General features: G+C 76.8%; 9 protein-coding genes. 5 read left to right on the top strand and 4 right to left on the bottom strand.

What is annotated here, in order from left to right:
• Positions 1 to 2,532 (top strand): ATP-binding protein (locus MY526_RS26105; RefSeq protein ID WP_436705400.1); only part of this gene is annotated, 2,532 nt, incomplete at its 5' end.
• Between the two features lie 6 nt (positions 2,533 to 2,538).
• Here the strand turns inward: MY526_RS26105 and MY526_RS26100 are convergent.
• A complete protein-coding gene (locus MY526_RS26100; RefSeq protein WP_436695800.1) occupies positions 2,539 to 3,207 on the bottom strand; it encodes a hemerythrin domain-containing protein in 669 nt (222 codons plus the stop codon).
• Positions 3,208 to 3,360: 153 nt separating this feature from the next.
• Here MY526_RS26100 and MY526_RS26095 point away from each other — a divergent pair, with 153 nt between their 5' ends.
• Entirely contained in the window at positions 3,361 to 3,711 is a 351-nt protein-coding gene (locus tag MY526_RS26095) for a hypothetical protein (RefSeq protein WP_436695799.1), read from the top strand.
• A 1-nt stretch (position 3,712) separates the two neighbouring features.
• Here the strand turns inward: MY526_RS26095 and MY526_RS26090 are convergent, their stop codons facing one another.
• Together MY526_RS26090 and MY526_RS26085 are read right to left on the bottom strand one after the other, a co-directional pair.
• Entirely contained in the window at positions 3,713 to 4,864 is a 1,152-nt protein-coding gene (locus tag MY526_RS26090) for an NAD(P)/FAD-dependent oxidoreductase (protein WP_436705399.1), read from the bottom strand.
• 470 nt (positions 4,865 to 5,334) lie between these two features.
• On the bottom strand, positions 5,335 to 8,148 hold the full coding sequence (locus MY526_RS26085) for a BTAD domain-containing putative transcriptional regulator (RefSeq protein ID WP_436705398.1): 2,814 nt from the start codon (positions 8,146 to 8,148) through the stop codon (positions 5,335 to 5,337).
• A gap of 66 nt (positions 8,149 to 8,214) precedes the next feature.
• On the opposite strand from MY526_RS26085, the gene MY526_RS26080 reads away from it, so the two are divergent.
• Together MY526_RS26080 and MY526_RS26075 are read left to right on the top strand one after the other, a co-directional pair.
• Positions 8,215 to 8,541: a hypothetical protein gene (locus MY526_RS26080; RefSeq protein ID WP_436695796.1), complete on the top strand. Its 327-nt coding sequence runs from the start codon at positions 8,215 to 8,217 to the stop codon at positions 8,539 to 8,541.
• Positions 8,542 to 8,570: 29 nt separating this feature from the next.
• Positions 8,571 to 9,854, top strand: coding sequence for a hypothetical protein (locus tag MY526_RS26075; RefSeq protein WP_436695795.1), 1,284 nt, complete (start codon positions 8,571 to 8,573; stop codon positions 9,852 to 9,854).
• Between the two features lie 10 nt (positions 9,855 to 9,864).
• Here MY526_RS26075 and MY526_RS26070 read toward each other — a convergent pair whose 3' ends face one another.
• Entirely contained in the window at positions 9,865 to 11,394 is a 1,530-nt protein-coding gene (locus tag MY526_RS26070) for an APC family permease (RefSeq protein WP_436705397.1), read from the bottom strand.
• 303 nt (positions 11,395 to 11,697) lie between these two features.
• Between MY526_RS26070 and MY526_RS26065 the strand changes: the two genes are divergently transcribed.
• The coding region (locus MY526_RS26065) for an aldehyde dehydrogenase family protein (protein WP_436705396.1) at positions 11,698 to 12,473 on the top strand (776 nt) is incomplete at its 3' end.

Here is a 12,473-nt window from a genome sequence, read left to right as displayed (position 1 = left end):
GAGCCGGCGCCGGCCGCGGCCGTGGCGGTGCTGGCCGGCCGGGAGGGCGAGCTGGCGGCGGTCGACCGGGCGCTGGCCGGCGCGGCCGGCGGCCGGGGCCGCACGGTGGTGGTCACGGGGGAACCGGGCATCGGCAAGACCCGCTTCACCGAGGAGCTGCTGGCCCGGGCGGCGACGGCCGGCTTCCGCTGCGGGCGGGGCACCTGGGACCCCGACGGCAGCCCGCCGCTGTGGGGCTGGACCCGGGCCGTCCGCGGCGCGTTCGGCAGCGAGGAGGTGCTCGCGCCGGCCGACGGCGGGGTGCGGGACGCGGCGTCGGAGAGCTACCGCCTGGCCGGGACGCTGCTGGCCGAGGTCGCGGCCGGCGCACCGGTCCTGCTCGTCCTCGACGACGTGCACTGGGCGGACACCGACAGCCTCCGGCTGGTCCGCCGGGTCGCCGCCGAGCTGGCCGGCGCGCCGGTCGTCCTCGTCGTCGCGCTGCGGGCCTCCCCCGCCGACACCAGCCCCGCGGTCGCGGACCTGCTGGGCGCCCTGGCCCGGGTCGACCCGGTGCGGATCGAGCTGCCGGGCCTCGACGCCGACGCCGTGGCGTCCTGCGTGGCCGCGTCCACCGGGGTGGAGATCCCACCGGAGGTGGCGACGGAACTGGTCGCCCGCACCGACGGCAACCCGTTCTTCGTGACCGAGGTGGCGCGGCTGCTGGCGGCCGACGGCGCGCTGGTCCGGCCGGACGCCCCGGGCTGGCGCACCGTGCCCCACGGCGTGCGGGACGTGGTGCGCCAGCGGCTGGCCCAGCTGCCGCCGGCCACCTCCGAGGTCCTCGCGGTGGCCGCGGTGGCCGGCCGCTCGTTCGAGTGGGCCACGGTCGAGCAGGCGGCCGGCCGCTCCGGCGCCGAGGTGGACGAGGCGATGGGCTCGGCGCTCGACCTGGGCCTGGTCGAGGAGCGGGGGCCGGGCCGCTACCGGTTCACCCACGCGCTGGTCCGCGACGCGGTGTACGAGCTGCTGCCCGGCCGGGCCCGGGCCCGGGCGCACGCCGGCGTCGCCGCGGCGCTGGAGGACGCGCACGCCGGCCGGGTGGCCGAGCACGCCGCCGAGCTCGCGGAGCACTACCGGCTGGCCGGGGACGCCCATGCCCGCTCGGCCTGGACGTTCGCCCGGCGGGCCGGGGAGACGGCGGCCGCCCGCTCCGCCCACGAGGAGGCGCGGCGGCTGTTCACCCTGGCCGCCGACCTGCAGGAGCGGGATCCGCTCACCACCGCCGGGGAACGCGAGTCGGTGCGGGTCGGGCTGGGCCGGGCGCTGCTGCGACTGGGCCGGCCGATCGACGCCTGGCCGGCGTTCGCCGCCGCCGGGGCGTCGGCGTTGGGCCGCGGCGACGCGCCGTCCGCCGCGCGGGCGCTGCTGGAGATCTCGCACGGGGCGGTCTGGGGCTGGCGGATCCGGGCGCAGGTCGACGACGACGCCATCCGGCTGTGGCGCGCCGTGCTCGACACGCCGGACGGCGTCCTGCCCCCCGGGCTGCGCGCGCTCGTCGAGGCGGCGCTGGCGGTCGAGCACCTCTACGTCCCCGACGGCGCGGACAACAGCACCCGGCTGGTCGACTCCGCCGTCGCCCGGCTGCGGGCGACCGGTGCCGGGCCGCAGGAGATGGGCGCCGTCCTGCAGCTGGCCGCCGCCGCGCTGCCCCGGACCGACCTGCTGCACCGCCGCACCGCGCTCGCCGACGAGCTGGTCGAGCGTGCCGCCCGCGCCGGGGACGAGCCCGCCCTGGCGCTCGCGCTCACCCAGCGCGCCGGCGTCCGGGGCGAGCTGGGCCGGCTCGAGGAGGCCGACTCCGACCTGGTGCGGGCCCGGCAGCTGGCCGCGCGGCACGCCCTCCCGCAGGTCCTGCTCGTCTCCGGCTGGGGGCTGGCGCTGCTCCGGCAGGCGCGCGGCGACCTCGCCGGTGCCGAGGAGGACGTCGTCCGGCTGGAGCGGCTCGAGCACACCCTGGCCACGCCCGGGATCGGCATCGGGCTGGCGCAGCGGGCGACCATCCGGTGGGAGCAGGGCCGGCTGGGCGAGCTGGAGCCGGCGCTCCGGCGGGCCGCCGAGCACCAGCCCAGCGAGGTGCGCGACCTGCACGCCCTGGCGCTGGTCGAGGCCGGCCGGGCCGGGGAGGCGCGCCGGCTGCTCGGCCCGTGGGCGGAGCAGCCCCCGATCATCCGCGACTACCTGTGGACCAGCCTGACCGCGCTGCGCGCCCACCTCTGGTTGGCGCTGCGCGACCACGGCTGCCCGACCGACGCGGCGGCCGGCGACCTCCGCCGGCAGCTCGCCCCGTACGCCGACCGGGTCGCCGCCGGCGGCATGTCGGCCCTCTTCCACGGCAGCGTCGCCCACACGCTGGCCCGGCTGGCCGCCGCCGAGGGGGACGTCGGCGCGGCGCGGCGGTACGGCGAGGCCGCCCTGGAGACGCACCGGACGCTGGGGCTGCACCCGTGGACGGCGCGCACCGCGGCGGTGCTGGCGGCCCTGCCGGACTGACCCGGCTCAGGGCGTGGCGGTCCCGTGGATGGCCAGCGCGTGCCGGCGGAAGGCCCGGCGGGACAGCCGCGGCACGATCCACCGGATCGGCGGCGGCGCGTCGGCGAGCATCTGCGCGATGACGGCGGGGTCGCCCTCGTACTGGAACATGCCCAGGGCCAGGGACATCTCCTTGCGCGGGATGCTCTGCCGGCCGCGCTCCCCGAGCCCGTGCCACTCGGCCTCGGTGAGGCACCGGGCGGCGATGGGCAGGAGCCGCTCCTCCTCCGCGTCGAGGTGCTCGGCGAGGTGCACGTAGAGCTCGTCGAACAGGTCGGCCAGCCGGTCCCGGTCGGCCGGGTCGGCGGTCGCCGCCCAGCGCGGGCGCAGCTCCCCCACCGTGGCGAGCAGCGCGTCGACCTGCCCGTGCTGGGCCTCCATCAGCCGCACGATGGGAGCCAGCTCCTCGGGGACGCGGTCCAGCAGCATCGGCCAGAGCAGCTCGTCCTCGGTGGTGTGGTGCTCGTGCAGCGCCCGGGCGATGAACTCGAGGTGGTCGGAGACCACCCGCGCCCGCCGCACGTCGCCGTCCGCCACCCGGCGGACGACGCCGCCGGCGAGCCGGAACTCGCGCCGGAAGAAGGTGTGGATGGTCGGCATCGCGCTGGTGTCGATGGGTTCGGTCGTGGCGTGCACGGCGGTCTCCTCGGGTCGGCCGGATCTCGTGGACCGACGATCGGCCGGGCCGGCTGCAGTCGACTTGCAACGGCCTTGCACCCGCCTGCCGGCCTGGTCGACAACCCGGGGCCGCTGCTGCTGGACTGGGCGGCGACAGCCGGAGGAGCCGCCATGGCGAAGTACCTCGTGAACGACGCCGGTCTCGCGCACGCGCGGGAGCTCATCGCGGCCCGCCGGTACGTGCTGCGCAGCGAGTGGGGCCGCGTGCAGCCCTCCGCCGAGGAGGAGAACGCCTTTCTCGGCCGGCACTCCTGGGACGAGTACTCGGCCTGGCACCTCGCCCTCACCGACGGCGCCACCGACGGCACCAAGGCGCGGTACGCCTTCGTCTACGGCGACTTCCGCCGGGTGCACCGGATGGGGATCATCGCCTGCCACTACCGCGCCGCCGAGTGGGGTCACAAGGAGGTCGAGCTCGCCGCCCACGACCTGCTGCAGCTGCTCGACGCGACGCGGGCCTGACTCACGGAACGGCGGGGTCGGGGTCGGGGAAGGACCGGTCGCCGAAGAGGATGCGCCGGGCCGCGGCCCGCCCGAGCGGCGTGCGGAGCAGGCCGAACGCCGCTGCCGCGACGGCCGGCGTGCGCACCTGGGCCAGTCCCCGCCGCAGCAGCAGCCGCCCCCGGAAGGCGGCGCGGAGGGCGGCACCGTCGTAGTGGGTCAGCGCGTCCGGACGTCCGGAGCGCAGGGCGTCGTCGAGGACGTCGGCTGCTCGCTCCGACAGCCGCAGGCACGGATCCAGGCCGCCCGCGGTGAGCGGGGAGACCGCGCCCGCGGCATCACCCACGAGGAGCCCGTCGGGGCAGCTGATCCGGCGCAGCAGGCCACCGACGGGGATCGGGCCCCCGCGCCGCTCGACGTCGTCGGGCCGGTCGACGCCGGACAGCCCGGGCGCCGAGGCGCCGAAGCGCGTCAGGGCCCGGCGCAGGCCGTCGGGGAAGCGGTCTGCGTACCCGGCCACGCCGACGTGGGCGTGCCGCCCGTCGTTGACGACCCACGCCAGGTACCCGGGCGCGAGCGAGGGGTCGAGCACGCAGTGGAACGTCGGCGGCTCCTCGCTCTCGGGTGTCGCGAAGACCTCCTCGGCGCCGATCAGCAGGTGCTCGTTGCGGTCCAGGGCGAGGTCGCGGGCCACCCGCGAGCGGGCTCCGTCAGCGCCGACGACGTAGCGGGCCCGCACCCGGATCGGCCCGTCCGGCCCGGTCAGGTCGACGGCGTCCTCGCGCCGGCCCTCGTACCGGGTGCCCAGCGCCATCCGCACCCCGGCGTCCTCCGCCGCCCGCGCCGCCGCTCCGTACAGCGGCCCCATGTCGCCCACCCGGTACTCGTCGCGGGCACTGTCCAGGGTGACCGGACGGCGCAGCCCCGGCGGGTAGAGCACCACCCGCCGGATCGGCGGCCCGAGGCACTCCGGGGGCAGCGGGAAGTCGTCGAGCGTCTTGCGGACGAAGATCCCCGTGGTGCGGATCGCGCCGCTGAGACCGGGACGCCGTTCGGCCAGCAGCACGTCGTGACGCCGCCGGGCGAGCAGCGTGGCGGTGTGCAGCCCGGCCAGCCCGGCCCCGACGACCAGCACGTCGGCTGTCTGCGTGCTCCTCCGCTCGGCCGTCGTCACCAGCCGGTCCCGACGGCCGGGTGCGCCCACCCGAGGCACGCCCCCGGCCGACGAGGGAAGAGGCCGACGACCCGCTGGATCCGGTGCATGTATCGACAATCGCTGACTGTCTATCGACAGTCAATAGATCACGCTGGTGTGTCGGGGGTTGTCCACGCCCGGCCCATCCCGCTGTCCATTCCGGACTTTCCGCGCCGGAAGTCCCGGATGGGTCGCCCCTCCCCCTCACGTCTCCAGGACTCTGGGCGGCATGCCCGCGTCAGGGAGTTGGACTTTCGGCGCCGAAAGTCCGCCTGGGAATCGGACTTTCGGCGCCGAAGTCCGTCGGGGACCGGCCCCAACCCGGCCCTGGTTCCGGACAGCCGGTGATGAGAAGCCGTCCCGTCCCGTCCCGGCCCAGCCCGACCGCGCCGCCGGTCCCGGACGGCGGCGTCGGCAGGGGAGGAGGCGGGCGATGAGTCGGTCAGGCGTCACCGTGGGGCGGCCCCAGCCTCCTCGTCCTCTTCTTGTCGCAGCGTGCCCACCAGGCGGGCCGCGAGCGCCGCGCCCTCCCCCGCGCCGGAGGCCGCGTACCACCGCGTCGCCGCCTCCAGGAGGTCCCGGGCCGCGGCGCGGTCCCCGGCGGCGAGGACGATCTCCGCCAGCGCCACCCGCGTCTCGGCGAGCAACCGGAGGTCCCCCGCCTGCTCCGCGCCCGCCAGCGCCCGCCGCATCGTGCTCGCCGCTCCCGGGTCGCCGGCCTCGTGCTGGGCCCGTGCGAGGTGGGACAGGTGCAGGGCGGCCGCTCCGGCGAACCCGAGCCGGCCCGCGGCCTCGGCCGCGTTCCCGTGGTGGCGGGCCGCGTCGGCGAAGCGGTGCTCGGCCTGGGCCACCCGGCCGAGGGCGGCCTCGGCGTGCAGCAGCGCCCACGCGTCGCCCAGGGGACCGAGGACGGCGATGGACTCCTCGCACGCGGCCCGGCCGGCCCCCGTGTCCCCGAGCGCCAGGTGGGCGTACGCGGCCAGGAGCAGCGCGCCGCCGGCATACCAGTCCGCCCCGCTCGCCGCGAAGGCCCCGCGGCAACGCTCGAGAGCGGCCAGCGCCTCGGCGGCGCGCCCCTCCTGGGTCAGGACGAAGGCCCCGTACCAGCGGGTCAGGTCGGCGAGCGGTCCGTCGTCCCCGGCGAGGAGGAGCGCGGCGTCCAGCGTGGTCCGCGCCCGCCGCAGGTCGCCCGACATGGCCTCCAGCCAGCTCTCCAGCAGCAACGCCGTCACCCGGAGATCCAGTGGCGCGCCGTCGGCGGCCTCCCGGGCCGCGCGCAGCCGGGCGGCGGCCGCCGCGTCGTCGAGCAGCACCCAGGCCCAGCCGAAGCCGACGGCGATCCGCAGCCCGGTCTCCGGATCGGCAGCGCGGGCCCGGTCCAGGGCGGCGTCGATCGTCGCGCGCTCGGCGGCGGTGACGGCGACGGCCGCCGCCTGGCCCGGGCCCCGCACCTGAGCGGCCACGACTCCGGCCGCCCCGGCGACCCAGGCGACCACGGCATCCGCCGCCACGTCGGCGGCGCCCGCCTCGGCCGCACGGTCTGCGGCGAAGGCGCGGACGCTGTCCAGCAGCCGGAAGCGGGTGGTCTCCGGCCCGCCCGGATCGGCGTCGAGCAGGGACCGGTCGACCAGCCGCTCCACGACGTCGAGGCCGGCTCCGGCGGGCACGCCCAGCGCCGCGAGCACGTGCTCCACGGCCGGCAGCGTGGCTCCGCCCGGGAACTGCGCCAGCGCCCAGAGGCCCCGTTGGTCGTCGGGGAACAGCAGGTCGTAGCTCCAGGCGAGGGCCGCCGCCAGCGTGCGCCGGCGGGCCGGCCGGCTCGACGTGGGATCGGCCAGCAGGGTGAAGCGGTCGTCGAGCCGCCGGCTCATCTCGGCCACCGTGAGGATCCGGGCCCGGGCCGCGGCCAGCTCGATCGCCAGCGGGAGGCAGTCGAGGGAGCTGCACAGCTGCGCGACCGCCGGCGCGGTCTCGTCGGTGAGCACGAACCCGGGGCGCCGCTCGGCCGCGCGTTGCGCGAACAGCGCGACCGCGTCCTCCTCGGGCAGCGGGGGCACGGTCCGGAGCAGCTCGCCGTCGATGCCGAGCGGCCGCTGGCTGGTGGCCAGCACCCGGATGCGCGGCGCGGCGTCGAGGACCTGGGCGACCAGTCCGGCGACGGCGTCCGCCAGGTGCTCGCAGTTGTCCAGGACGAGCAGCAGGTCCGCGCCGCGCAGCCCGCCGACGACGTCACCCGCGGCGTCGGTCCCGGGTAGGACGTCGCCCAGCGCCGCGGGCAGCTCGGCCGCCCCGCGGACGCCCTCCAGGCGGACCAGCCAGGCGCCGTCCGGTGCGTCGTCGAGCCGCGCCGCCTCGGTGGCCAGGCGGGTCTTCCCCACCCCGGCCGGACCCACGAGCGTCACCAGCCGGTGCGTGCGGAGGCTCGCCTGCAGCGCGGACAGGTCGTCGGCGCGGCCGACGAGCGGGGCGGACAGCGCCGGCACGTTGCCGCGGCGGGGCGCGCGCACGGGCGCGGTGGGCCGGTCGAGTGCCGGGTCGTGGGCGAGGACCTGCCGCGTCACGGCGGCCAGCTCGGCGCCCGGGTCGACGCCGAGTTCCTCGGCGAGCAGCCGGGTCACCCGCCGGGCGGCGGCCAGCGCGTCGCCCTGCCGCCCGGCCCGGTAGAGGGCGGTGATCAGCAGCGCCCACGACCGCTCCCGCAGCGGCTGCGCCGCGACGTGGGACTCGAGCTCGCCCACCAGCTCCGTCGCGGCGCCCGACGCCAGCCGCGCGGCGAACCCGTCCTCGACCAGCCGCAGCCGGGTCTCCTCCAGCCGGACCCGGTGCGGCAGCACCCACGCCGCCGGACCGGCGGCGGGCAGGACCTCGGAGCCGAACAGCTCCAGCCCCGCCCGGCAGGCGGCCGCGGCACCCGCGGCGTCCCCCGACGCCAGCAGCGCCGCGCCCCGGTCGGCTGCCTCCACCGCGCGCACGGCGTCCACGCACCGGGGGTCGACGGCGAGCGTGTACCCGGCCGGCCCGCCGGTCAGGGCGGCGGGATCGCCCAGGGCCCGGCGCAGCTGCGAGACCTTGGCCTGGAGCGTGTTGCGCCGGGCGCCGGTCTCGTCGGGCCAGAGGTCCTCCAGGAGCCGCTCGGCCCGCACCGGCCGGCCGGCGTCCAGCGCGAGCCGGACGAGCAGCTCGGTCGTGCGCCCGCCGGGAACGGCGGCGGGGACGCCGTCGATCCGCACCTCGACGGCGCCGAGCACCGCGACGGTGAGCACCGGCCGAGCGTAGGGGCGTCAGCCCGTCGTCAGTCCGTCGTCAGGCCCCCCTCCGACGCTGTTCCCGTGGACACGACCTCCTCGCAGGACCTGATCCGGCGCCTCGTCGCCGGGGACCCGACGGCGACCCCCCTCCTGGTCGACCGGGCGGGCACGAGCGCGGATCCGGCCGTGCTGGTGGCCGCCGCCCTCGTCGTCCCCGTGTGGGAGCCCCTGCTCGAGCGGGCCGCCGCCACCGCACGCGACGTCCCGGAGCGCCAGGTGGTCGCCATCGCCGCGGCGCACCTGCGCGGGGAGCACGACCGGGCCCTCCTGCTCGCGCGCGACCACCTCGCCGACCACCCCGGCAACGCCCTGGTCGCCCACATCGCCGCGGCCGCCGGCCGCTGCTGACCCGCACCGCCAGAAACGGAGAAACTCCCATGACCCCTCGCCGCACGGCCGCCGCGATGCTCGCCGCCGCCGTCCTGCTCAACGTGGCCTTCACCGGCCTCGGCTCGGTCTTCGACTACCCCGACGTCCTCAAGCAGCCGGCGGACGACGTGCTCGCCTCCTTCCGCGCCTCGCAGGCCGCCATCACCGGCTGGTTCCTCGCGCTGGCCGTCGGCGCGGCGATGATGGTGCCGATCGCCGTGGGCGTGGGCCGGCTGTCCCGGTCCGCGGCCATGCGGTGGGCGGTTCCGGTCGGCATCGCCGCGGCCCTCGTCCAGGTGGCCGGCCTGCTCCGCTGGCCGCTGCTGGTCCCCGGCTGGGCCGCGACGGCGGCCGGGAACGACCCCGCGGCCGCCGACGCCGCCCGGCAGTCGTTCGGCACGGCCAACCGCGTGCTCGGCAACCTGATCGGCGAGACCGGCGGCTACCTGCTGACCGCGGCCTGGACCGGCCTCGTCCTGGCCGCACTCGGCACGGCCTTCGCCGGGCGGCTCTTCGTCGCGCTGGGCGCGGGATCGGCGGTGCTGGTCCTCGCCGGCGTGCTCTCCCCGCTGGACCTGCCGCTGATCGACACCGCGAACTTCGTCGGCTACATCCTGTGGAGCCTCTGGCTGCTGGCCTTCGCCGCCGTGCTCGTCACCAGGCACCGGACGACCCGCGCCGCGGGTCCCGTGACGGGCCGCACCGCACGGGCCACCCGATCCCCGTTCCTGCGGTCCTGGGCGATCTGGACGGCCGGGTTCCTCGCCTTCCCCGTCGCGGGCCTGGCCGGTACCGCCGTCGCCGGCCGCGTCGACAGCCCGCTGGCCGCCCTGACCGGCGGCGCCGTCGCCGGCCTCGTCATCGGCGCCGCCCAGACGCTGGTCAGCCGCCGGCGGCTCGACCCGCGCCGCTGGATCCCGGCCACCGCGATCGGCATGGGCCTGGGGCTGCTCCTCGGTGCGGCCGCCGTCGGCTACGGCACCTCCCTGGCCGACCTCGCCGCGATGGGCGCGCTCACCGGGCTCGTCCTCGGGCTCGCCCAGGCGCCGGCGCTGCCCCCCGCCACCCGCCGGCGCTGGGTCTGGGCCCTCGCGCTGCCCGCGCTGTGGGCACTGGGCTGGACCGCCACCACCCTGGGCGGGATCAGCGTGGAGGACCAGTTCGTCGTCTTCGGCGCCTACGGGGCGGTCACCTTCTCCGCCCTGTCGGGGCTCCTGCTGCACGCGCTGCTGCCGGTCGGTGCCACCCCCGGCACGGAGTCGGCAGCGGCGCCGGTCGGAGCGGCGGCGTGAGCGACCGGCGTCACTCGTCGAAGACCAGCGACGGGGTGTCGGTCCGCAGCGTCTCGCCGCGGAAGAACTCCGGGTGCCGCGCCCGCCAGGCGACCATCAGCACCGCGCCGAGGAGCAGCAGCCCGATCCCGATGACGAAGACGCTGCCGATCCCCAGGACCGAGGAGCCGCTGCCGTAGGCGGGGTCGAGGGTGTCGACCGCGGTCTGCACGAACACCGCGGTCAGCATCAGCGCCCCCGCCAGCGGCAGCACGCCCTTGAAGACGAGGTCGCGGGCGCTGCGGCGCAGTTCCCGCCGGAAGTACCAGACGCAGGCGTAGGCGGTCAGCCCGTAGTAGAAGCAGATCATCAGGCCCAGCGCGTAGATCGTGTCGATGAGGACGTTCTCGCTGATCAGCGTCATGCCGACGTAGACGACCGCGGTGCCGACCCCGGCCACGAGCGTCGCGGTCGACGGCGTGAGGTACCGGGGGTGGACGTCGGCCAGCCGCTTCGGCACGGCGCCGTAGGTCGCCATCGCCAGCAGCGTGCGGGTCGGGGGCAGGAACGTCGTCTGCAGCGAGGACGCCGAGCTGGCCACCACGGCGAGGAACAGCAGGAAGGCCAGCCCCGGGCCCATCACCGGGCCGGCGAGCGCGGCGAAGACGTTGTCCTCCGTCTCGGGGTTGCCGAGCCCGGTCCCCTCCCCGCCGACCCCCGCGTACATCTGCACGGCGATGGCCACGCCGAGGTAGGTGACGATGATGACGACCATCGTCAGGAGGGCGGCGCGCCCCGGCGTCCGCGCGCTGCCCGCGGTCTCCTCGTTGACCGTCAGGCAGGTGTCCCAGCCCCAGTAGATGAAGATCGACAGCGACAGGCCGGCGGTGAAGGCGCTGAACGAGGTGATCGCGGTCGGGTCCAGCCAGGACGCCTCGAACGGGATGCTGCCCGGCGCGGAGCCGGCCTTGACCAGGGCCGTGACGGCGAAGACGGCCAGGACGACGAGCTGGAACCCGACGAGCACGTACTGGACCCGCTTGGTCACCTCGACGCCCCGGTAGGTGATCCAGGTGGCGAGGGCGACGAAGGCGACGCAGGTGAGGACGTTGACCAGGCGGTCGTCGCCGAGCGCCGCGACCGACTCCGAGCCGGTGAGCTCACCCAGCAGCAGGTAGAAGAAGGACACGGCCACGCCGGCGAGGTTGGACAGCACGATGATCGTGGCCAGCAGCGCGCCCCAGCCGCACAGCCAGCCGACGTAGGGGTTGAACGCCTTGGTGGTCCAGGTGAAGGACGTCCCGCAGTCCGGCGCCACCCGGTTGAGCTCCCGGTAGGCGTAGGCGACCAGCAGCATCGGCAGGAACCCGGCGAGGAAGACGGCCGGCATCTGCAGGCCGACCTCGGTGACGGTCGGCCCGAGGGTCGCCGTCAGCGCGTACACCGGCGCGATGCTCGACACCCCGAGGACGACGCTGGCGAGCAGGCCGACCGAGTTCGTCGACAGGCCCTTGGTGCGGAGGTCTCGCGTCGGGGTGGAGCGCGGCGCGGCCAGGGACATGCGGTGTCCTTCCTCGAGGTCTCCGGCGGACGCGGAGACGACAGGCGACACCACAGCGGTGTGCTGTGGGCCACACGCAACCCAGCCAGCAGCGGCCCGCCGGAACAAGTGCCACTTCGGCACCGTTCCGCCGTGTCGCGCGCCGATGCGGCACTTGCTCGTCCTCGGGCAACCGGGAGCATGAACCGGGACGACGACGGATCCCGTCGTCGTGACGCCCCGCCGCTACGGTTCTCCGAGAAGAGGGCCGGGCGGACGACGGATCAGCCCGCACGGCAGCGCGGGCCGGACAGGAGAAGAGCCGTGAGCGACAAGCTGGAGCTGCGCAACCTGGTGGGCGGCGAGCACGTCGACGCCACCGACGGCCGCCGGTCCGACCTGGTCGACCCGGCCACCGGGGAGGTGTTCGCCACCGCGCCGGTGTCCGCCGCCGAGGACGTCGACCGCGCCTACCGGGTCGCCGCGCGGGCGTTCGAGAGCTGGCGGGACAGCACCCCGGCCGAACGGCAGCGCGCCCTCCTGCGGCTCGCCGACCTCGTCGAGGAGCACGCCGACGAGCTGGTGGCGCTGGAGAGCCGGAACACCGGCAAGCCGCTCGGCCTGACGGCGAGCGAGGAGATCCCGCCGATGGTCGACCAGATCCGGTTCTTCGCCGGCGCGGCCCGCACGCTGGAGGGCAAGGCCGCCGCGGAGTACCTGCGGGGGCACACCAGCTTCGTCCGGCGGGAACCGATCGGCGTCGTCGGCCAGGTGACGCCGTGGAACTACCCGATGATGATGGCCGTCTGGAAGATCGCCCCGGCGCTCGCGGCCGGGAACACCGTCGTCCTGAAGCCCAGCGACACCACGCCCGTCACCACCCTCAGGCTCGCCGAGCTGGCCGCCGAGGTGCTGCCGCCCGGCGTCCTCAACGTCGTGTGCGGCGACCGCGACACCGGGGCCGCCCTCGTCGCGCACCCGATCCCCCAGCTCGTCGCCATCACCGGGTCGGTGCGGGCCGGGATGGCGGTCGCCGGGGCGGCCGCGCACGACGTCAAGCGGGTGCACCTCGAGCTCGGCGGCAAGGCCCCGGTCGTGGT

The organism is Geodermatophilus sp. CPCC 205761, from assembly GCF_051383655.1.
In the GTDB taxonomy this organism is placed as follows: Bacteria; Actinomycetota; Actinomycetes; order Mycobacteriales; family Geodermatophilaceae; genus Geodermatophilus.
The sequence above is the reverse complement of the archived record's forward strand: the minus strand, read 5'-3'. Positions and strand labels throughout refer to the sequence as shown.

Excerpts from the sequence above, each read along its gene's own strand:
- MY526_RS26070 (WP_436705397.1), bottom strand. The coding sequence starts at position 11,394 with ATGTCCCTGGCCGCGCCGCGCTCCACCCCGACGCGAGACCTCCGCACC.
- MY526_RS26075 (WP_436695795.1), top strand. The coding sequence starts at position 8,571 with ATGACCCCTCGCCGCACGGCCGCCGCGATGCTCGCCGCCGCCGTCCTG.
- MY526_RS26095 (WP_436695799.1), top strand. The coding sequence starts at position 3,361 with ATGGCGAAGTACCTCGTGAACGACGCCGGTCTCGCGCACGCGCGGGAG.